The sequence below is a fragment of the Mesorhizobium argentiipisi (SeqCode) genome (genome assembly GCF_037179585.1).
In the GTDB taxonomy this organism is placed as follows: domain Bacteria; phylum Pseudomonadota; class Alphaproteobacteria; order Rhizobiales; family Rhizobiaceae; genus Mesorhizobium; species Mesorhizobium argentiipisi.
The window spans coordinates 1-20,438 of sequence record NZ_JAPYKO010000052.1 but is presented as its reverse complement, the minus strand read 5'-3'; the positions used below and the strand labels follow the sequence as shown (position 1 = coordinate 20,438).

Genomic DNA, 20,438 nt, shown 5'->3' with positions numbered 1-20,438 from the left:
TGTTAGATGGCGCCCGTCAGCGTGCCGACGCCATGCGCTTCAACTTCCGTTGCACCGTTCATCGATGCGCTCCCAGCAGCCTGCGATCCTTGATATGAGCGCGACGGGCGGCATCGCTTCGGCTCGCCGCGGAATCGCCGACATAGAACGTTCCGTCACTCCACATGGCGTGCATGATCACCGCCAGCTTGCGCGCCACGGCGACACAGGCCTTGCGGTGGCACGAGCGTTTGGCGATCGCCTGGCCCCAGTGCTTGACCTTGTCCGTGCCCTTGAAGCGCGTCATCAGCCCCGACGCCGCCTCGTAAAGCGACCGGCGCACGTCAGCGTCGCCGGCTTTCGATATGCGACCCTGGACGTCGATCGAGGTGCCCGACTGCCAGCGCCGCGAGGTCAGGCCGAAGTAGGCCGCAACGTCGCGTGAGCGGCGGAAGCGCGACGGATCGTCGATCGCCGTCATGAACGAAAGTGCTGTGACGGGGCCGACGCCGGGACTGCCATGAAGCGGCGACACAGTTCGCTGCGTTGCCACCATTTGGACGACGAGATCGTGCACCCTGGCAATACTGCCCCCACAGCATTGCCAGATTCGGTTTTTGCGAGCTTGGAATAGCGGCCAAGTAGAGCGAGCCATCGGCATGCATGCAGATCGGCATCCTTTTGACAGCAGTAAGACGTTGCGTTTTCGCCCCGCGTCGAGCTAGCCCAATCCCTTAATTCGGCGCCTGACCGGGCGTGAAGCGAACAACTTCATGCTTGCATGTCTTGCGCAACTCGAAATGCGCCCGCGATGTCTGGCCACCGATGCCAACGGGCGGCTCGACTGCTACGCGTTGCTGTGGCAGCTTGAGCTGTGGTTACCCAAAATTGTCATGGCATTGCGTAACTCGACCACGGAGCAGGAACTTCATGGCGGCAGTTCTCAACATTATCGGACTGGTACTCTCATTCGCAGGCGTGATCATTCTCTTTCGATATGGAATGCCTTTTAAAGTTCGGACGGGCGGCGCGTCACATATCATCCTTGAGCAGATCGACGAGGCTGAGGTAGAACTTGAAGCGCGCTATGACAAATATGGCCAAGGAGGCCTATTGTTAGTTTTCCTTGGCACAGCTTTTCAAATCGCCGCCAACGTTTTCTGATTGCAATAGAGGAAAGTACAGCCGTCCGCAGGCTGCGGCAGCGTGAAAGCCTGGCCCGGGCCAAAGGGATCAAGGCGCCTAGGGAAGTGAGCATGACGGCGACGCCGGTCGACACCAGCATCTGGACATCGAAGGATATCATAACGGCTATCATTGCCACCGGCCTTTTGTCGGCCGCGGCTTCCTGGCTGGTGGATCTGGTCAAGACCTGGTGGAACACCAGGAAGGTCGCGCGCTATGGCGCGATGCGCTGCGCCGCGGAACTGGAGCGCTACGCCGTCGATTGCTGGCACGAATTCATCATGGGCCAAGGTGAGTTTCAGCAGCACCAAAATATCAGTGGCGGCTCATTGCCGCCTGCTCCCGAATTCCCGAACGACATCGATTGGAAGGCGCTTGAGCCGGAGCTCGCCAACGCTGTCCTGTCCTTTACCAACATCATAAAGGTTTCCGAATCTCTCGCCAACTACTCCCATGTGTGGGAGCAAAACCCTTCGACTACCACGCAGCTGCAAAGGAACGCGGGCTAGAAGCACTGAAGCTCGCGGACCGGCTGCGCAGCAACTACGATCTAAAGTCACCCAGCGGTCTCGATCGTGCATGGAAAGAGCTTCAGGAATGACGTCCGAATCGAATGATCTTGCCCTTGCAAGCGTGCCGTTGGTTGCTGGTCTCTCGCCCGACCAAGTTAAGGCCGCCCAGCTTTTTTATCCCTACACCTTCGAGAAGACGATCGCCGCCTTCCAAAACCAGATCCGGTTCGTCCATTATTCATCGGCCGAGGCGGCAATGAAGATGCTCGAAAACGGCGAAGTCTGGATGCGCAAGGCGTCCGCGATGAACGATTTTCGCGAAATAGACTATGGCAAAGAGCTGCTCATCGAGGCTTACAAAGGGGAGGTCGGCCAAAAGCTCAAAAGCTTTCTGGAAGAGAATTTTCCGGCCTTCCTGATGATCTCGAAAAACTTTTCGACGGGTGGTATCCGCACTTTCTCAACAGCACTTATCTAACCTGCATTTCCGAACATCTAGAATCGGAAGATGGCATTGGCCGGCTGTCTATGTGGCGCGCTTACGGGGGCGCGACTGGCGTCGCCGTGGTCATCAAAGGCACCCCGTTCCTGACCCCTACGGATGCATTAAATGCTTACACCAGCCCGGTCGCTTACCTGTCGCCAAAGCAGTTCCAGCGCGAATTCGAGCGGCTTTCCACCGGGCTGATGGCGAATGCAGACCTGTTGAAAAGATGGGGTAAGACGTACGTCCTCAACAACCTCTTTGACGCCTTCCGCGCTGCAACCGTGTGCACCAAGCACCCCGGTTTCCACGAGGAACGCGAATGGCGAGTGGTCTATAATCCCGCCTTCAAAAAATCTGAGCGCATTAAGTCAGCCGTCGAGGTCATCCGCGGCGTGCCGCAAATCGTGCAGAAAATCCCGTTGGCCGATGTGCCAGAGGAGGGGCTGGTCGGTATCACCATCCCCGAGTTGGTCGATCGGGTTATCATTGGCCCGACGAACTTCCCTTTCGAGATGCAAGAGGCGATCGTCGATGTGTTAGTCGCAAACGGAGTGGCAGACGCTCCGTCAAAGGTGATCGTTTCTGATATCCCTTTGAGGCAGGGTTAAACACGACGTCTAGATACGCTGCAGGGACAACCCTTGAGATGACCAAGAACCGACTGCCTCGCGTCGCTGAGACAGGGTTTGCATACTCCTGCAACTTTGGTGCGTTATGTCATCCGACAGAGGCGGACGAGAACGGCTGGGACTATTTTGTCGAGTTTGACGACGAGCCGCACGCTGGCCCAGAGGACACTCGCCCCCCTCATAAGGTGGCATACGTCCAGGTGAAGTCGACGACCGCTCGGAAGCTCGTGGCGCCGATCAAGGTTTCGAACATGCTGAAGGCCGCTAGGTCGACCGATCCTTGGTTCGTATTTCTGTTTGTCAAAACAGCTAGCGGTTGCGATCCAAAGGTCTATGGCCGACACTTTTGGGCGGACCTGATGGGGCAAGGCTTGAAGGCCTCGCGATTGGCACGCCGGGGCGGAGTCCCGATGCACCGAAGGTCGTGTGCCATCAAGTTTCAGGAAGAGGATCGTATCCCAGAACCGCGCGAGATCGCCGCGTGGATGAAAGGGAAAATCGACGCCTTGGGAGCGCGATACGCCGAAGAAAAAACGAAACTCTACAAGAGTATCGGCTTCGAAGATGGCGTCGCGCAAGCGAAGATAACGGTCAAGATCCGTTCAGAATCGGAGGTAGCGGAGAATTTCCTCGGGCTTGGTCAAGGATTGGAGCTTTCGCGCTTTACCGTCACTCCGATGCGATTTGGTATTGCTGACAGTTCACCGACTGTCGATCTGAACAACGGAAAGATTTTCATCGATCCATTGCCTTCCGGAGAATGCGAGCTCAGACTGGTAGGGAAATCCGGGCGGGCGCTGCGCCTTAAAGGCCGGGTCTATACTGCGAGCATTCCGGCACCCGAAGGCCTAAAACGCTTTGCCAGGATATCGGCTCCGCCCATGGAGATCGTCTGCAACTCCAACCCCGAAGGCGGAGGAACATTCGAGTGCAAAATATCCTTGGAGAACTCGAAGAGATACAGCTTCCCTCACCTCGAGCGGTACTCGCTGATGTGCTCTATGATTGCTTCCGGGCGGATGAAGATCGACATCCTGAGGCGAGGTGAGATCATATATTCCGGCGCAGCCTATCCGAGCGGCGTCTCAACCTTCGATGCTCAACGATTTGGCGAAATAGTTCAGGCAGTAAAAACCATCACAGAAAGGTCGGGGCGGCCGCTATTCGAAATTTCCGTTAACGACGTCGCCGCTTCGTTCCCCGAATTGCATATTCTGGAAAGCGTGGCATCCGACAGATCGGTCAAAATAGAACATTCTCAGCCCGAAGCGTTTCCCGATGGATTCGACTCGATGCTCTATTATGCATGCGCACCGATCGGGGAGAAGATGATCGGTTTCTTCGCCAAACGGCAGAAGGTTAAAGATCGGCAGTCCGACAGAGGCCGTGAGCTATTTTTCTCGAAGCCGGAATTCTTGGATTACATATGCCAAGACATTGGCTCATACAGTGTCGCGGACCTTGTATATGAATACAAGCAGGTGGAGGCGGACGAGCCTGATACGGTCCTCTCGTTCGGGAACATCGCGGATATAGTCAGACCTCCCGAAGAGGATCCGACTACCCCCTACAGGCGCCCCGCTTAGGGCCGTTGTCTGGCGCGCCTTCGCGGCTAGGACGATTGCTCCAATCACCCGGCGGCGTCGCCCTTCACGTCATCGACAGTAGACGCCGCTGCAAATTCGCGCAACGCGCGGCGGATGCAAGGTGGCCTGCCACGCCGGGGGCAAACTCGCCAGTGCGCTCCGAACACTGGCTCCCAGGGGAAGGAGAGGGCCTTGCATGATCGCTCGCCGGAGCACCACTCTCCTCCTCCCTCGGCACAATTAAAGGTAACGTCAATGCCGGCCTGGGAGCATCGATCGGCGGCAGTGGTGCGTCAATCCCGGGCTTAGAGCGTCCGTCGGCGGTTCGAACGGCGTTAATGCCGGATGGTGCGAACGGTGTCCGAAATCGCGAAGCTGTGATGTCGCGCTCGGTCGGAGGAATGGCCAGGGAGATCGGGCGACACTCCCCTGCCAGGCGTTCGCGATTTTGGAAGTACTCCCTAAGGAACGAGCGTCTTGAGGCGGCGAACGTCATCAGCGGCCTCGGCCAACAGCCAGTCGCGGAAGGTCGTGATTTTGGGCAGCATCGACGCCGCCTTGGGACACAAGATCCAGTAGGTCTTGGACAATCGCAGAGCCGTAGCGAACGGCCTGACGAGGCGCCCGTTGATCAGGTCCCACGCCGCAAGTGTCGTGCGGGCGAGTGCGACGCCCTGGCCGTCGACGGCGGCGTCTATGACCATGCTGGCGCGGTTCAAGATTGGTCCGTGGGAGAGTTCGGCATGGACTACGCCAGCAGCCTCAAGCCATTCCGACCAGTCCTTTCGGTCGTCAAGATGCAGCAACGGAAATTTCAGCACATCGGAGGGCTCGCGCATCCGCTGGTGCAGTTTGGGACTGCAGACCGCGAACAGTTCCTCTGAGCACAGGCGGACAACGTCATGCCCCGGCCAGTTGCCATCGCCATGCCGCACCGCAAGATCGACATCCTCTCTGGCGAAGTCGACGTGATGCATGGTTGCGGAAATCCTGAGATCGATGGCTGGATGCATCTCGGCAAACCTCCCGAGGCGGTTGACCAACCATTTGGCCGCGAAGTCGGGCGACGTGCTGACCGTCAGCGCTCCGGCCCGCGATAGATGCTGAATGCGTTGCGTGCCGAGAGCTATGCTGTCGAAGGCATCGCGCACCACCTCCAGATAGGAGCGTCCGGCCCGTGTAATGCTCAGCTTTTGACGTTCGCGATCGAACAGCCTGATGCCCAATTCGAGCTCGAGCGCCTTCACTTGATGGCTCACCGCGCCCTGCGTCACTGACAGTTCTTCTGCCGCCCTGGTGAAACTCTCATGGCGCGCCGCCGCCTCGAAGGCTTTGAGGGAATTGAGCGATGGCAGCCGGCGAGCCAATTTCGCACCCTTCATGAGAAAAATTGGGACTAGCACGAGAAACCATGCTTTGCGCGCGCCGGGAGATTGGAGCATTTCAGCGCCACAGGTCAACATGGATGCCGCGAAAGGATGAGAAATGTTCAACCACCCGCTGACTGAAGCGCGGAGGCCTTCATCGTCACTGCCAACACACGTCCGTCACATCGCCAGCAATGTTACACGAGCGATGGTGACGGTATCGCGCTGGATCCAACTTCACTGCCAACGCGAACAATTGGCCGAGCTCGAAGACCATCAGCTTGCAGACCTGGGCCTTAGCCGTACTCAGGTTCGGAACGAATGCGCAAAATGGCCTTGGGAGGCCTAATTCTCGACCGCCCCGCATCGCGGTCGAATCAGCGAAGCAGGATTTATGGACTGCCAAGGCGATGGCGCAGCGCGCCACATACGGCATTGCGCGCTTCATCGAAGCTGCGGCTGGGGTTGGGAAAGGAGACGCGTCATGATTGGCCCGCTCCTGCGCCGTGCAGACAATTGCTGGCGCCGCAACCCGCGCCTTGCGACGCTCGGCGGTGCGCAGGTTGAGGGACAACATGGCGCGCGTCGCATCCGACCTGCTGAGGCCGGTCAGGGCAACGCCGTCCTCATGTGCCGGAATTCCGGAGAAGACATGATAGACGGTCCAGGACCGATCCGCTTCAACGCGGCAGCCATATTGACGATTTGTGAAGTGGCGTCCTGACGCACCACCTTCATTTTCCCAGATCCGAAGCGCGGCGGCACAGCGCTGCCGATCGGTTTCAGTGTTGTGGGCATTCATGATGTTGGCCCTTCCTCATTAATCGCTTGCGTGGCGAGAACGCAGGAATAGAGCGTTGCGCCAGCCACGTCGGCGATCTTCAAGCCGTCCGGCCGCTGCGGCATGTTTAGGGTCTTGGCCAAAAGCCTAGCGATTTCGATCGCGTCGTCGAGGTCCGCCGCTTCCACGATCTCGCGGCCGATCACGGCGTGCGCATCGTCCGCTTCCCGGGTGCGATAGAACTCGATCAGGATCTTCATCGCCCGTCTCGCCGCGTTAGTTCTTGCCCTTGCTGCGCGGGGCACTGATGTTGGCGGCAAGTCTGGTCTGGGTGCCGAACGCGCTTTCAGGCTTGGGCAGCACCTTTTCCTGCTTCGGCTTTCTGATCTCCTTGCTCGAGCGTTTCTGTCCCTTTGACATGTTCGGACGTCCTTTCGATGAGGGTCATAGTGTCACTGGATGAAGTTTCGATCTGTTCGAGACGTCCTGCTGCCACCCGTTCATGAGGGTTCGCCGTCACTGCGATGCGGTATTGCGGCGCATCTCACCTTGGCGGCAGCGTGGCTATGATGCGGTTAATTTCCGTGGTCTTTGGAAAGGTGCCGAAGCCGCCCTTCAGCCGGACAGCCTGTCCGACGGCAAAGAGATACGTTGCGGCTTCGCGGCGGACCGGGCGTGCGTTGCGTTGCATCAGGGTCGTGGTTCTCATCATTGGCTCTGGTCCTGCTCCAGTGCGGCTTCAAGCGATGCCGGTTCGATCGGCACCATCTGCTGCGTGGCTCCGCTGACGGAGATCGCCGGCAGGTAAATGAAAGTGGCGACGCGGCGCCATGCGATCAGGGAAGCCCCTTCGAGGGCTTCCTCGTCATGCTCGACACGATACTCGCCGGGTGGTTGCGGCCCATCAAAGCCAGGCAGCGAAAACGCCGACCTGAAGCGAACGACTGATGGTGTGGTGCGGCTGATCATGAATTGCGGCTTTCCGCGGAACGCTCGCGCGTTTCCGTATCATTCCCACTCGAACCGCTGGGACGATGCCCGACGCTGCCAGTACATCCGTGGTCAGCGTCGGCTTCATTCCAGGGTTCGATTGGAACGAAATGTGCGCCGGACCGACGCATGCCCTCGTTTTTCGAGAATTCGGTGGTGAATGGCGGGGCTCTGACACAAAGCCAACTCGACCAAATAAACGAGTTCTACGTATGCGCCTCAATTGAGTTCCAAACAAGGTCGCGGCGCCTTTTTGTTTGTCCATTGAAATAACAAATCCGCATCCGCGAAATTCAAGTTGACGGAAAGTTTTCCACCAATGCGAATGAGTTTTTGCACACGTCGAATTATTTCATTCGATTTCTTGAGCATTCGCAAGAATTAATTCTGGCACTCCTATCTATCGAGTGCCAACGCGCCTATATCATGGGTAGCGGCCGCCTATGCCGGCCCCAGAAAGAAGTTCCCCATGAAATTCCGGCCACTCCACGACCGAGTCGTCATTCGCCGCGCCGAAGGCGCCACCAAATCCAAGGGCGGCATCATCATTCCCGACAATGCCAAGGAAAAACCGCAGGAAGGCGAAGTTATCGCCGTCGGCCCCGGCGCTCGCGACGAAAGCGGCGCGCTGATCGTGCCCGATGTGAAAGCCGGCGACTTCATCCTGTTCGGCAAATGGTCGGGCACCGAGATCAAGATCGACGGCGAGGACCTTCTGATCATGAAGGAGGCCGACATCATGGGCGTCATCGACAAGAGCGGGATGGATGTCGAAAAAACCGCGGCTTCCAAGAAGGCCGCCTGACCGGCTGGCTTCACGGCAAACCGCCCACTTCAATTTTCAAACGGGATGAAAAGTCATGTCAGCCAAGGAAATCAAATTCTCCACCGATGCCCGAGACCGCATCCTGCGCGGCGTCGAGCTCCTCAACAACGCTGTCAAAGTGACGCTCGGCCCCAAGGGCCGCAACGTCATCATCGACAAGGCCTATGGCGCGCCGCGCATCACCAAGGACGGCGTGACGGTGGCCAAGGAGATCGAACTGACCGACAAGTTCGAGAACATGGGCGCGCAGATGGTGCGCGAAGTGGCCTCGAAGACCAACGACCTTGCCGGTGACGGCACCACCACCGCCACGGTGCTGGCTGCTTCGATCCTGCGTGAAGGCGCCAAGCTGGTGGCCGCCGGCATGAACCCGATGGATTTGAAACGCGGCATCGACCAGGCGGTCGCCGCCGTCGTCGGGGAAATCAAGGCGCGGGCCAAGAAGGTCAAGTCGTCGGCCGAGATCGCGCAGGTCGGCACCATCGCCGCCAATGGCGACGCCACCGTCGGCGCCATGATCGCCAAGGCGATGGACAAGGTCGGCAATGACGGCGTCATCACAGTCGAGGAAGCCAAGACCGCAGACACCGAACTCGACGTCGTCGAGGGCATGCAGTTCGACCGCGGCTACCTCTCGCCCTATTTCGTCACCAACGCCGACAAGATGCGCGCAGAACTGGAGGACCCTTATGTCCTCATCCACGAAAAGAAACTCGGCAATCTGCAGGCGCTGCTGCCGATCCTCGAAGCCGTCGTGCAAAGCGGTAGGCCGCTGCTGATCATCTCCGAGGACGTCGAGGGCGAAGCGCTGGCAACGCTGGTCGTCAACAAGCTCCGCGGCGGCCTCAAGGTCGCGGCCGTCAAGGCGCCGGGCTTCGGCGATCGCCGCAAGGCGATGCTGGAAGACATCGCCGTGCTAACCGCCGGCCAGATGATTTCGGAGGATCTCGGCATCAAGCTGGAGAACGTCACCATCGAAATGCTCGGCCGCGCAAAGCGCGTGCTGATCGAGAAGGACACGACAACGATCGTCGATGGCGCCGGCACCAAGGCCACCATTCAGGTCCGCATCGCCCAGATCAGGGGGCAGATCGAGGAGACGACTTCCGATTATGACAAGGAAAAGCTGCAGGAGCGGCTGGCGAAGCTTGCCGGCGGCGTTGCGGTCATCCGCGTCGGCGGCGCCACCGAATCGGAAGTCAAGGAAAAGAAGGACCGTATCGACGACGCGCTGAACGCCACGCGCGCCGCCGTCGAAGAAGGCATCGTGCCTGGCGGCGGCGTGGCGCTGCTGCGCGCCAGGTCGGCGCTCAGCGGCCTGACCGGCGCCAATGCCGATGTGACGGCAGGAATTTCGATCGTGCTCAGGGCACTCGAGGCGCCGCTCCGCCAGATCGCCGAGAATTCCGGCGTCGAAGGCTCGATCGTCGTCGGCAAGCTCTCGGACAGCAAGGATCACAATCAGGGCTTCGATGCCCAAAACGAGGTCTATGTCGACATGATCAAGGCCGGCATCGTCGACCCGGCCAAGGTGGTGCGCACGGCATTGCAGGATGCCGGCTCGATCGCCGCGCTTTTGATCACCGCCGAAGCCGTGATCACTGACATTCCAGCCAGGGATGCCGCACCTTCACCCGGCGGCGGCGGCATGGGCGGAATGGGATACTGAGGCCTTAAGGTCAGCAGGAGGACTCCGTGCGTGAACCGACACTGCTTCCGGTGTTCGGCAGGTTTGGGGTCAAGCCGCCGGTCGCCGTTGCGGCGACGCGGACCAGAGCCAGGAGCGTGAAGAACGTGGCGGCCAGCATGCGGGAGGGTTTCTCGTCGCACGGAAGCCTGATTTTGAAGCTGGGGGTCGTGCTTTGGATAGTCGTTATCCTGGTGGCAGTGTTTTCCATTCTGCAGAACTGAATAGGCCAATATCGTCGGTGGCGGGCGAAACGAAAGGACGCGGAACATGGCAAACCGCTACGCGCTTCGTATGGACCATCCCGACAGTTGGACCGTTTTCGATGTCTTCACCGGCGAGCCCGCCGAGTGCGATCACAAGATTATGGTCGGCATCAACGGCCGCGAAGCGGACAAGATAGTCGGCCAGCTGAGCGATCAAGATTTCAAGCGGCGGGAAGAGGCCGGCATCTGACTTGTGCTGACGTATTGGCGAAATCTGCCGTTATCATTCGCTAACCAGCGGCCGGGGGCGTTCAGTCCCGTCGTCGCCGGCCAGAACGTGGGCGCCCGCGCTTGAGAGCGTCGACCGTTCTCCGCCCCTAAATGGGAGATGCGTTCTGGACAATGATCATTCGGCCGATGCGATTTCGACTTTTGACAGCAATAGGTCCGCAACGCCTTCATAACACCGGCCAGTGGCGTTCATCACTAAGCCGTCAAACGCCACCGGGCGGGCCCATTTTCGGCCTTTCCGACGGGCTTAAGAATGCAAAAAACCGCCCCGATTGATCAGATCGGGACGGTTATTGATTTATGATAAAATTGGTTGCGGGGAAAGGATTTGGCTTTTCTGTCCCACTGGCTTAACGGCTCCTGCACGGCGAGTATGCGCCTTCAAGAGCCCAGAAACGACATTCGACGGGAGAAACCCAATCGGGTCAGATCACCACCTGGGTGCCGATCTCGACGACTCGTCCGGTCGGTATCTGGAAATACTCCGTCGCATCGGCTGCTGTCCGCGCCAGCCCGATGAACAGCTTGTCCTGCCACACCGGCATGCCGGAATTGGGCGAGGCTTTGAGCGAGCGTCGCGACAGGAAGAAGGATGTCGACATGATGTCGAACTTCCAGCCCTGCTTACGGCAGATCGCGAGCGCACGCGGGATATTCGGCTGCTCCATATAGCCGAAAGTCAGCGTCACTCGCATGAACAGCTCGTTGACCGTTTCCATCTTCACCCGCTCGCTGTCGGCCACTACCGGCTGTGGCGCCGTCACCACCGAAAGGATGACGTTCTGCTCATGCAACACCTTGTAGTGCTTGAGACTGTGCATGAGCGCGGTCGGCGCACTCAGCGGATCGCTGGTCAGGAACACCGCCGTGCCCGAAACCAGATAGGGCTTCTTCTTCAACAGATTACCGGCAAGGAAATCGAGCGGGATCTCATTGCGGCGCGTCTTGTCGAACAGGTACCGGCCGCCGCGCACCCAAGTCCAGATAATGAGGCACATCACCAACGCAATGCTCAGCGTAACCCAGCCTCCTTCGATCACCTTAATGATGTTCGAGCCGAGGAATACCAAGTCCACGATCAGAAAGAGTGCCGACGCTGCAAGGGCGCCGGTAACTGACCAGTTCAAGATTCGGCGCATAACGCTGAAGAGAAGCAGGTCCGTGACCACCATCTGACCGGTGACGGAGATGCCGTAGGCCGATGCGAGGTTGCCCGACTTCTGGAACCCGAGCACCAGCATCATGACGCCGATGCCGAGCAACAAATTGACCCTCGGAAGATAGATTTGGCCAACTTGCGTCTCGGATGTGTGTAGGATGCTGAATCGCGGCAGAAGGTTCAGCTGAACGGCTTGACGCACCAGCGAAAAGGCCCCGGAAATCACAGCCTGACTGGCGATGATCGTCGCGGCGGTGGCCAAGACGACCATCGGCAGCAGCGCCCAGCGAGGTTGCATGTCAAAGAAAACATTCTCTGGCAATTCGGTGCGGTTCAAAACAAAGGCGCCCTGACCAATGTAGTTGAGCAGAAGGCACGGGAACACGATCCACAGCCAAGCCGTCACAATCGGTCTGCGGCCAAAGTGGCCAAGATCGACGTAAAGCGCCTCAGCGCCGGTCACAGCTAGAAAAACAGCGCCGATTGTACCGAGCGCCAGTGCTGGATTGGCCACGAGATAGTGGACGGCGTGGTAGGGATTGACGGCCCACAACACTGCGGGATTGGTGACGATGTGGCTTACTCCGGAAACCCCTAGCGCGAGAAACCATGCGAATGTAATCGGCCCGAAAACGCCTCCAATGGCGCCGGTCCCGAATCGTTGGACCGCGAAGAGCCCAGCAAGAATGACAAGCGTGACTGGCAAGACGTATGGCTCAAGGGCTGGCGTGACGGTCTCAAGACCTTCCACTGCAGCGAGCACCGAGATCGCTGGCGTGATCATAGAGTCGCCCGTAAACAACGCCGCGCCAAGCACGCCTAAGACCAAAATGGCAGCTGAGCGAGCCGGAAGACTACTGGCGGCCAGGGACATCAGGGAGAGCGTGCCGCCTTCGCCCTTGTTGTCCGCTCGAAGAACAAATGTGACGTATTTAACGGTTACGATTAGGGTCAGCGCCCAAATGATCAACGAAAGAATGCCAAGCACATCCTCACGTGTCGCCGATCCGTCCGATGCCGCAACAAACAGGGCTTCGCGAAACGCGTAGAGGGGACTTGTTCCGATATCGCCATAAACGACGCCGAGAGCGCCCAGAACCAGTATTCGCACGCTCTGCTGGGAGTGGACATCATGCGCAGCGGACTGTGCTGCTGCAGCTCCGCCGTCGCCTGCATCGGCATTGCTCATAAACCTGCTCCTCTGGCTAGAGGAAACGTTTCGTTGTCATTGTCATCACCCCGTTTGCTAACTTTCGCCTTCCCGGATGTTTACGGTCGAGCATGCCGGAAATGTTGACGATCAAGGGCCAGGGTCAGGAAGCGAGCCACGATATCGACCAACGTCGAAGGCGTCGCAGGAGGTTCATCGGGGTCGAATGCGAGCCCAATGGCCGCACGCGGGCCCCCAGCCGTTGTTTTTACGGGCCAGAAGTCAAAGCGCGAGGTCAACGCCGGATAAACTCCGGCTCTCACGACAAATCCTGTGGCCAATGACGATTGCGCCGCCTCAATCTCGGCTTCCTGGGGCTCTAAATTGCCGACTTTCTCGACGGAAACCACTTTGCCGTCCAAAACCAGAATGACGACAGGAACCTGGAAGAGCGCTGCAAGCATGTGGCAAGTGATCGAGACGATCGCCTTCGCATTGTCGACCCCCGCGACGTCGCGACTATAGTTTTGCAGCATCGTTGCCTGCCTCCTCAGGAGCGCCGCTTCAATTGCGAGGCGCCGGGAGGTAAAGGCCACGCCACTGACGATAAGTCCGACGACGAAAAGCAGTCCAATCGCCCAGACGTTTGCCGGGTCATCGACGATCAGCGTGTAGCGAGGCTCGGTGAGGAAAAAATTATAGGCGAGCGCACCAAGTATCGCCGAAAAGAGCGTGGGGCCTAAACCGAGGCCAACGGCCCCTATGACCACAGGCACCACAAATATCAGCGAAATATTCGGGATTGCCACCTGGCTGTCGACACCGGCAGCCACGACTGTAGCAAAGGCCGTCATTGCTAACGAAGCAAGATAGCGTACGGCGGCGGGAGCATCGGCCAAGCCGAAAAGCGTATCGGCACCCGGCGACGATGTAATGTCCTGTTGCAGCCTCGGATTGACGTCGGCCATCCTTCACTCCTGGCCAGGGTTGCCGCATACCCAAACCTAGGCCGATATGCATAAAGATTCCATTCGTGCGGCAGGCCCAAGATATAAAGATTCCATAGTCGAAAAGACGGCGGATCCGGGAACTCTGTGCACGCTTGCCACCTTCGGCAGAAGAGCGCCCAAGAACGGGCGGTCGGCGGCTCTCTCGTGGGATCGAAAAAGGAAGAGAAGCAGAACTTTCGTGCGCAACTGGGTTTGTGACCGGCCCTGTGGTCCAACGCAGGACTGCATGCCGAGAAACGCAAAAACCGCCCCGGTTAGACCCGGGACGGTTATAGAATTATGATGAACGTGGCTGCGGGAACTGAATTTAAGCTAGCTTACTTTGTCGCCTTCGACTCCGAATCTCGCAACGGCGGTAACGTGTCTCAGCAAAATCAATGCTTGCCTTTAGAGGCGCGTTGTCTAGCGGCACTCGCCCAAACGACCGCCTTGAGGCCGGAAGGAGGCCAGCAACTTTTCGCGTCCGCATGTCCGTTTTAAGCCGCGGCACCACTGCTGAAGCGCCTCCTAGCCCGTCGCCGAAAAGAGCTCTGTCTAAGCGCGTTGCTGCGGAAGTGGCATCGAAAGCTTTATAAAATTCCTATATCTTTCCCATCCCTCCCGTCTCGAACCTTTATGGCGATCGGGTCCATATTTCCATTCGAAGAAATGCTGTGAAACGCCGTCATCGCCAAGGTGACGAGTGTCCGCGTGCAGTTTTCAACCCGACTGTGCGGGCTGTGGACACAAGTGGAAAACAAGGAACACCTGCGATGGACCTCATAGTTCTCGGGATCGGGGTTTTATTCTTCGCCCTGTCCCTGGCCTACGTCAAAGCCTGCGACAGAATCTGAGCAAGGGGCCGTACCATGCTTTTCGACTACATCTTCGGCGGCGCGGTGACCTTGTTCCTGCTTGCCTACCTTACCTATGCGCTCATCCGCCCCGAGCGCTTCTGAACGGTACGCGGAGAGCCCATCATGACTATAAATGGCTGGATACAGATCCTCATCTATTGCGGGATCCTGCTTTTGCTCGTGAAGCCGCTCGGCGGCTACATGTACCGCGTCTTCAACGGCGACCGCACCTTGCTCTCGCCCGTGCTCGTCCCGATCGAGCGCGGCCTCTACCGTCTCTCCGGGACAAGCGAGAAGGAAGAACAGCATTGGGCCGTCTATGCGACGGCCATGCTGCTCTTCAACCTTGTGGGCCTTCTCGTTCTCTATGCGCTGCAGCGGCTGCAGGGCGTGCTGCCCTACAATCCGGCAGGCATGAGCGCGGTCGACCCGCAGCTCGCCTTCAACACCGCCGCGAGCTTCGTCACCAACACCAACTGGCAGAACTACGGCGGCGAAAGCACGATGTCCTATCTCGTGCAGATGGCGGGCCTCACCGTCCAGAATTTCGTCTCGGCCGCCACCGGCATCGCCATCGCTATCGCACTGATCCGCGGCTTCGCTCGTGCTTCGGGCAAGTCGATCGGCAATTTCTGGGTCGATCTGACGCGCTGCACGCTCTACCTGCTCCTGCCGATGTGCATCGTGCTGACGCTGGTCTATGTCTGGCTCGGCATTCCGCAGACGCTTGGACCTTATGTCGACGCCACCACGCTGGAAGGCGCCAAGCAGACCATCGCGCTCGGACCGGTCGCCTCGCAGGTCGCCATCAAGATGCTCGGCACCAATGGCGGCGGCTTCTTCAACGCCAATGCCGCGCATCCGTTCGAGAATCCGGACGCGATCTCGAACATGATCCAGATGCTGACGATCTTCGCGCTCGGCGCCGGCCTCACCAACGTCTTCGGGCGCATGGTCGGCAATCAGCGCCAGGGCTGGGCGATCCTCGCCTCGATGGGGGTTCTGTTCATAATCGGCGTCATCGTCTGCTACTGGGCCGAGGCCGCGGGCAACCCGCTGGTGCATGCGCTCGGCATCGACGGCGGCAACATGGAAGGCAAGGAGACACGCTTCGGCATTGCCGCCTCGGCGCTGTTCGCGGTCATCACCACGGCTGCCTCCTGCGGCGCCGTCAACGCCATGCACGATAGCTTCACCGCGCTCGGCGGCATGATCCCGCTCATCAACATGCAGCTCGGCGAAGTCATCGTCGGCGGCGTCGGCGCCGGTTTCTACGGCATCCTGATGTTCGTCGTCGTCGCCGTCTTCGTTGCCGGCCTGATGGTCGGCCGCACGCCGGAATATCTCGGCAAGAAGATCGAGGCCAGGGAGGTCAAGATGGCGATGCTCGCCATTCTGTGCCTGCCGCTGGCCATGCTGATCTTCACGGCCGTCGCCGTGGTCCTGCCGAGCGCCGTGGGCTCGATGGCCAATGGCGGCCCGCACGGCTTCACCGAGGTGCTCTATGCCTATACCTCGGCGGCCGCCAACAACGGCTCGGCCTTCGGCGGCCTCACCGGCAATACGCCTTGGTACAACCTGACCATCGCCATCGGCATGCTGATGGGCCGCTTCCTGGTCATCATCCCGGCTCTGGCCATTGCCGGCTCGCTAGCGGCGAAGAAGATCGTGCCCGCTTCGGCCGGCACCTTCCCGACCGACAGCATGCTGTTCGTGGGCCTGCTGGTCGGCGTCATCGTCATCGTCGGCGGCCTCACCTTCTTCCCGTCGCTCGCCGTCGGCCCGATCGTCGAGCATCTGGCGATGATCCATGGACAGACCTTCTGAGATGACCATGCCCCGCTTCAACGACATACGTCGGCACGACGGTTACCACACCGGTGACGGAGCGCCCGACAACGGAAGGGACGAAAAACCTCGTCTTTTCCCGACGCTTTCAACCTTTCTCGGCATGGCGGCCGTGCTGTTCGTGCTGTGGCTGCTGGCCGTCGGCCTTCCGCACCTCTTCCCGAAGATCGAACACCCGGCGCCGTCCAACATAACCGATACTGGAGCCTCGAAATGAGCCAGTCCAAATCCGCGAGCATTGTCGATGCCCGCATCCTTGTGCCCGCCATCGGCGGCGCCTTCCGCAAGCTTGATCCGCGCACGCTGGTCAGGAATCCGGTGATGTTCGTCGTCGCCATTGTCTCGTTGCTCACCACCGTGCTTTTCATCCGCGATCTCATCTCCGGCGGCGGGGATCTTGGCTTCACCCTGCAGATCATCATTTGGCTGTGGTTCACCGTGCTGTTCGCCAATTTCGCCGAGGCCGTCGCCGAAGGCCGCGGCAAGGCGCAGGCCGACTCGCTGCGCAAGGCGCGCACCGAGACCCAGGCCAAGCTGCTCACCAATGGCGACCGCGCCAAGTACAAGCTGGTGCCTGGCACCAGCCTGAAGGTCGGCGATGTCGTGCTGGTCGAGGCCGGCGACATCATCCCGTCCGACGGCGAGGTGATCGAAGGCGTGGCCTCCGTCAACGAAGCGGCGATCACCGGCGAGTCCGCGCCCGTCATCCGCGAGTCCGGCGGCGACCGCTCCGCCGTCACCGGCGGCACCCAGGTGCTTTCCGACTGGATCCGTGTGCGCATCTCCGCCGCCTCCGGCCAGACCTTCCTCGACCGCATGATCTCGCTGGTCGAGGGCGCCGAGCGCCAGAAGACGCCGAACGAGATCGCGCTCAACATCCTGCTGGTCGGCATGACGCTGATCTTCGTGCTGGCGACCGCGACCATCCCGAGCTTCGCCTCCTACTCGGGCGGCTATATCCCGGTGACGATCCTTGTTGCCCTGTTCGTCACGCTGATCCCGACCACGATCGGCGCGCTGCTGTCGGCCATCGGCATCGCCGGCATGGACCGCCTGGTGCGCTTCAACGTGCTTGCCATGTCCGGCCGCGCCGTCGAGGCCGCAGGCGATGTCGACACGCTGCTCCTCGACAAGACCGGCACCATCACGCTCGGCAACCGCCAGGCGACCGAGTTCCGTCCGGTCAAGGGTGTCACCGAACAGGAGCTGGCCGACGCCGCCCAGCTGGCCTCGCTCGCCGACGAGACGCCGGAAGGCCGCTCGATCGTCGTGCTGGCCAAGGAGAAATACGGCATCCGCGCCCGCGACATGGCGACCCTGCACGCGGCTTTCGTGCCCTTCACCGCGCAGACCCGCATGAGCGGCGTCGACATCGACGGCTCGTCGGTGCGTAAGGGCGCCGTCGATGCGGTGCTCAATCACGTCAACCAGGCGACCGTCGCCGCCCATGGCACGCGCCCGACAAGCGACACCATCCGCGATCTCCAGGCCGTTGCCGACGAGATCGCCAAGGCCGGCGGCACGCCGCTGGCGGTCGAGCGGGACGGACGCCTGCTCGGCGTCGTCCACCTCAAGGACATCGTCAAGGGCGGCATAGCCGAGCGTTTCGCCGAGCTGCGCAAGATGGGCATCCGCACGGTGATGATCACCGGCGACAATCCGCTCACAGCGGCGGCGATCGCAGCTGAAGCCGGCGTTGACGACTTCCTTGCCCAGGCGACGCCTGAGAACAAGCTGTCGCTGATCCGCGAGGAGCAGGCCAAGGGCAAGCTGGTCGCCATGTGCGGGGACGGCACCAACGACGCGCCGGCGCTCGCCCAGGCCGATGTCGGCGTCGCCATGAACACCGGCACGGTCGCTGCGCGCGAGGCCGGCAATATGGTCGACCTCGACAGCGACCCGACCAAGCTGATCGAGATCGTCGAGATCGGCAAGGCGCTGTTGATGACGCGCGGCTCGCTGACGACCTTCTCGATCGCCAACGACGTGGCCAAGTACTTCGCCATCATCCCGGCGATGTTCGCGGTCTTCTATGTCGCGCCCGGCCAGTCCACCGGACCGCTGCAGGCGCTCAACATCATGCATCTGGCGACGCCGCAGAGCGCCATCCTGTCGGCCATCATCTTCAACGCGCTGATCATCATCGCGCTGATCCCGCTGTCGCTGAAAGGCGTGAAATATCGTGCCATCGGCGCCGGCTCGCTGCTCACCCGCAACCTGCTCGTCTACGGCCTCGGCGGCATCATCGTGCCCTTCGTCGGCATCAAGGCGATCGACCTGATCGTCACGGCTTTCGGCCTCGCATAAGGATTTATCCCGATGTTCAAGCAACTCAGACCCGCCTTTGTCATGATCGTCTTCTTCACGGTGCTGACCGGCCTGATCTATCCGATCGGCATGACCGGCATCGCCCAGGCGCTGTTTCCGAGCCGGGCCAATGGCAGCCTGATCGAGAAGGATGGAAAGGTCATCGGCTCCAGCCTGATCGGCCAGGCCTTTGCCGGCGACCGCTATTTCCACGGCCGGCCGTCGGCCGCCGGCGACGGCTACAATGCGACGTCGTCCAGCGGCTCGAATCTCGGCCCGACCAATCCGAAGCTGATCGAACGCATCAAGGGCGACGCCGAGAAGCTGAAGGCCGAGAACCCGAATGCGCCGGTGCCGATGGACCTCGTCACCACCTCCGGCAGTGGGCTCGATCCCGACATCAGCCCCGAAGCCGCCTACTTCCAGGTGCCGCGCGTCGCCAAGGCCCGCGGCGTCGACGAGGCCAAGGTCAAGGCGCTGGTCGACGGCCATGTCGAAGCGCGCGAGCTTGGCATCCTGGGCGAGCCGGCGGTCAATGTGCTGGCGCTGAACCTGGCGCTTGACGCGCTTAAGTGATCCACGCGCGCCGGGGATCGACACGCCCCCCAGCGCAATTATGATTGGACGCGATGCCCGACGACCGGACCGACTCCGAGAACCGCCCCTCCCCCGACGCGCTGCTGGAGCATGCCGAGCGCGAGGGCCGTGGCCGGCTGCGCATATTTCTCGGCGCAGCACCGGGCGTCGGCAAGACCTACGAGATGCTGATGGCGGGCCGCGCCCGCCGCGCCGACGGCGTCGATGTCGTGATCGGCATCGTAGAGACTCATGGCCGCAAGGAAACCGAGGCCCTGGTCGACGGCTATGAGGTGATCCCGCGCCGCCTGGTCGACTATCGCGGCCAGACCCTGGACGAGATGGACATCGACGCCATCCTGAAGCGGCGCCCCGCTCTCGTTCTGGTCGACGAGCTTGCCCACACCAACGCGCCAGGCAGCCGGCATCCCAAGCGCTATTTCGATGTGCAGGAGATCCTGGCACAAGGCATCGACGTCTACACCACGCTGAACATCCAGCATGTCGAGAGCCTGAACGATGTCGTCGCCCAGATCACGCGCGTCAGGGTGCGCGAGACGGTTCCCGATTCCATCATCGACGAGGCCGACGACGTCGAGATCATCGACCTCACGCCTGACGATCTCATCAAGCGGCTGCAGGACGGCAAGGTCTATTTCCCCAACACCGCGCAGCGCGCCATCGAGAATTATTTTTCGCCGGGCAACCTGACGGCGCTTCGAGAGCTGGCGCTGAGGCGGACTGCCCAGCGCGTCGACGAGCAACTGCTCAACCACATGCAGTCGCACGCCATTCCGGGGCCGTGGGCAGCCGGCGAGCGGGTTCTCGTCTGCGTCGACTCGCAGCCTGGCGGAGCGGCCCGCATCCGCTACGCACGCAGGCTCGCCGACCGGCTGCGCGCGCCCTGGACGGCGCTTCACATCGACACGCCGCGTTTGGCCGGCATGTCCGAGGAAGACAAGGACCGCCTGGCCAGGAACCTGCGCCTCGCCGAGCAGCTCGGCGCCGAGATCACCACGATTCCCG

At 60.5% G+C, this 20,438-nt stretch carries 23 protein-coding genes and 2 pseudogenes; 17 read left to right on the top strand and 8 right to left on the bottom strand.

Annotated features, from left to right (window positions below; genetic code table 11):
• Positions 1 to 58: 58 nt before the first annotated feature.
• A pseudogene (locus O7A05_RS33005) lies at positions 59 to 584 on the bottom strand (transposase); the annotation flags it as partial.
• A 325-nt stretch (positions 585 to 909) separates the two neighbouring features.
• On the opposite strand from O7A05_RS33005, the gene O7A05_RS33000 reads away from it, so the two are divergent.
• The 5 genes from O7A05_RS33000 to O7A05_RS32980 all read left to right on the top strand — a co-directional run bounded on the left by O7A05_RS33000 (position 910) and on the right by O7A05_RS32980 (position 4,378).
• On the top strand, positions 910 to 1,143 hold the full coding sequence (locus O7A05_RS33000; protein ID WP_337097544.1) for a hypothetical protein: 234 nt from the start codon (positions 910 to 912) through the stop codon (positions 1,141 to 1,143).
• 92 nt (positions 1,144 to 1,235) lie between these two features.
• A complete protein-coding gene (locus tag O7A05_RS32995; RefSeq protein ID WP_337097543.1) occupies positions 1,236 to 1,673 on the top strand; it encodes a hypothetical protein in 438 nt (145 codons plus the stop codon).
• Between the two features lie 88 nt (positions 1,674 to 1,761).
• Entirely contained in the window at positions 1,762 to 2,154 is a 393-nt protein-coding gene (locus O7A05_RS32990; protein ID WP_337097541.1) for a hypothetical protein, read from the top strand.
• A 50-nt stretch (positions 2,155 to 2,204) separates the two neighbouring features.
• On the top strand, positions 2,205 to 2,771 hold the full coding sequence (locus O7A05_RS32985) for a DUF2971 domain-containing protein (protein ID WP_337097540.1): 567 nt from the start codon (positions 2,205 to 2,207) through the stop codon (positions 2,769 to 2,771).
• A 38-nt stretch (positions 2,772 to 2,809) separates the two neighbouring features.
• Complete coding sequence (locus O7A05_RS32980) at positions 2,810 to 4,378, top strand: hypothetical protein (protein ID WP_337097538.1); 1,569 nt, start codon at positions 2,810 to 2,812, stop codon at positions 4,376 to 4,378.
• Positions 4,379 to 4,839: 461 nt separating this feature from the next.
• On the opposite strand, the gene O7A05_RS32975 is transcribed toward O7A05_RS32980, so the two are convergent.
• Positions 4,840 to 5,820, bottom strand: coding sequence for a transcriptional regulator GcvA (locus O7A05_RS32975; protein WP_415927092.1), 981 nt, complete (start codon positions 5,818 to 5,820; stop codon positions 4,840 to 4,842).
• Between the two features lie 43 nt (positions 5,821 to 5,863).
• Between O7A05_RS32975 and O7A05_RS32970 the strand changes: the two genes are divergently transcribed.
• Positions 5,864 to 6,094 carry a DUF1127 domain-containing protein gene (locus tag O7A05_RS32970; protein ID WP_337097537.1) on the top strand — a complete coding sequence of 77 codons (231 nt, stop codon included), beginning with the start codon at positions 5,864 to 5,866 and terminating at the stop codon, positions 6,092 to 6,094.
• Positions 6,095 to 6,229: 135 nt separating this feature from the next.
• Positions 6,230 to 6,469, top strand: coding sequence for a hypothetical protein (locus O7A05_RS32965; RefSeq protein WP_337097536.1), 240 nt, complete (start codon positions 6,230 to 6,232; stop codon positions 6,467 to 6,469).
• Between the two features lie 74 nt (positions 6,470 to 6,543).
• On the opposite strand, the gene O7A05_RS32960 is transcribed toward O7A05_RS32965, so the two are convergent.
• The 4 genes from O7A05_RS32960 to O7A05_RS32945 all read right to left on the bottom strand — a co-directional run bounded on the left by O7A05_RS32960 (position 6,544) and on the right by O7A05_RS32945 (position 7,495).
• Positions 6,544 to 6,786: a hypothetical protein gene (locus O7A05_RS32960; RefSeq protein WP_337097534.1), complete on the bottom strand. Its 243-nt coding sequence runs from the start codon at positions 6,784 to 6,786 to the stop codon at positions 6,544 to 6,546.
• Positions 6,787 to 6,802: 16 nt separating this feature from the next.
• Positions 6,803 to 6,946 (bottom strand): hypothetical protein, encoded by a 144-nt coding sequence (locus tag O7A05_RS32955; RefSeq protein ID WP_337097533.1) that lies wholly within the window; start codon positions 6,944 to 6,946, stop codon positions 6,803 to 6,805.
• Between the two features lie 124 nt (positions 6,947 to 7,070).
• The gene (locus O7A05_RS32950) at positions 7,071 to 7,235 is read right to left on the bottom strand and encodes a hypothetical protein (protein ID WP_337097532.1); all 165 of its coding nucleotides are present in this window, start codon (positions 7,233 to 7,235) and stop codon (positions 7,071 to 7,073) included.
• On the bottom strand, positions 7,235 to 7,495 hold the full coding sequence (locus O7A05_RS32945; protein ID WP_337097531.1) for a hypothetical protein: 261 nt from the start codon (positions 7,493 to 7,495) through the stop codon (positions 7,235 to 7,237). Before O7A05_RS32945 ends, O7A05_RS32950 begins: the two co-directional genes overlap by 1 nt.
• A 490-nt stretch (positions 7,496 to 7,985) precedes the next feature.
• Between O7A05_RS32945 and O7A05_RS32940 the strand changes: the two genes are divergently transcribed.
• The 4 genes from O7A05_RS32940 to O7A05_RS32925 are packed head-to-tail and all read left to right on the top strand — an operon-like array spanning position 7,986 to position 10,485.
• Positions 7,986 to 8,321 (top strand): co-chaperone GroES, encoded by a 336-nt coding sequence (locus O7A05_RS32940; protein ID WP_337097530.1) that lies wholly within the window; start codon positions 7,986 to 7,988, stop codon positions 8,319 to 8,321.
• Positions 8,322 to 8,376: 55 nt separating this feature from the next.
• Positions 8,377 to 10,011, top strand: a complete 1,635-nt coding sequence (gene groL / locus O7A05_RS32935) for a chaperonin GroEL (RefSeq protein WP_337097529.1) — start codon at positions 8,377 to 8,379, stop codon at positions 10,009 to 10,011.
• 26 nt (positions 10,012 to 10,037) lie between these two features.
• Positions 10,038 to 10,253: a hypothetical protein gene (locus O7A05_RS32930; RefSeq protein ID WP_337097528.1), complete on the top strand. Its 216-nt coding sequence runs from the start codon at positions 10,038 to 10,040 to the stop codon at positions 10,251 to 10,253.
• A gap of 46 nt (positions 10,254 to 10,299) precedes the next feature.
• Positions 10,300 to 10,485 carry a hypothetical protein gene (locus tag O7A05_RS32925; RefSeq protein WP_337097527.1) on the top strand — a complete coding sequence of 62 codons (186 nt, stop codon included), beginning with the start codon at positions 10,300 to 10,302 and terminating at the stop codon, positions 10,483 to 10,485.
• A gap of 466 nt (positions 10,486 to 10,951) precedes the next feature.
• Here O7A05_RS32925 and O7A05_RS32920 read toward each other — a convergent pair whose 3' ends face one another.
• Together O7A05_RS32920 and O7A05_RS32915 are read right to left on the bottom strand one after the other, a co-directional pair.
• A complete protein-coding gene (locus O7A05_RS32920) occupies positions 10,952 to 12,874 on the bottom strand; it encodes a potassium transporter Kup (protein ID WP_337097526.1) in 1,923 nt (640 codons plus the stop codon).
• A gap of 80 nt (positions 12,875 to 12,954) precedes the next feature.
• Positions 12,955 to 13,803, bottom strand: a complete 849-nt coding sequence (locus O7A05_RS32915; protein ID WP_337097525.1) for a DUF4118 domain-containing protein — start codon at positions 13,801 to 13,803, stop codon at positions 12,955 to 12,957.
• Between the two features lie 890 nt (positions 13,804 to 14,693).
• Here O7A05_RS32915 and kdpF point away from each other — a divergent pair.
• The 6 genes and pseudogenes from kdpF to O7A05_RS32885 all read left to right on the top strand — a co-directional run.
• The gene (gene kdpF / locus O7A05_RS32910; RefSeq protein ID WP_337097524.1) at positions 14,694 to 14,783 is read left to right on the top strand and encodes a K(+)-transporting ATPase subunit F; all 90 of its coding nucleotides are present in this window, start codon (positions 14,694 to 14,696) and stop codon (positions 14,781 to 14,783) included.
• A 21-nt stretch (positions 14,784 to 14,804) separates the two neighbouring features.
• Positions 14,805 to 16,508 (top strand): potassium-transporting ATPase subunit KdpA, encoded by a 1,704-nt coding sequence (kdpA, locus tag O7A05_RS32905; RefSeq protein ID WP_337097523.1) that lies wholly within the window; start codon positions 14,805 to 14,807, stop codon positions 16,506 to 16,508.
• A gap of 7 nt (positions 16,509 to 16,515) precedes the next feature.
• Positions 16,516 to 16,746 carry a hypothetical protein gene (locus O7A05_RS32900; protein ID WP_337097522.1) on the top strand — a complete coding sequence of 77 codons (231 nt, stop codon included), beginning with the start codon at positions 16,516 to 16,518 and terminating at the stop codon, positions 16,744 to 16,746.
• The gene (gene kdpB / locus O7A05_RS32895; protein WP_337097521.1) at positions 16,743 to 18,836 is read left to right on the top strand and encodes a potassium-transporting ATPase subunit KdpB; all 2,094 of its coding nucleotides are present in this window, start codon (positions 16,743 to 16,745) and stop codon (positions 18,834 to 18,836) included. Before O7A05_RS32900 ends, kdpB begins: the two co-directional genes overlap by 4 nt.
• A gap of 12 nt (positions 18,837 to 18,848) precedes the next feature.
• On the top strand, positions 18,849 to 19,412 hold the full coding sequence (kdpC, locus tag O7A05_RS32890; protein WP_337097519.1) for a potassium-transporting ATPase subunit KdpC: 564 nt from the start codon (positions 18,849 to 18,851) through the stop codon (positions 19,410 to 19,412).
• A gap of 53 nt (positions 19,413 to 19,465) precedes the next feature.
• Positions 19,466 to 20,438: pseudogene (locus O7A05_RS32885) on the top strand (two-component sensor histidine kinase); the annotation flags it as partial.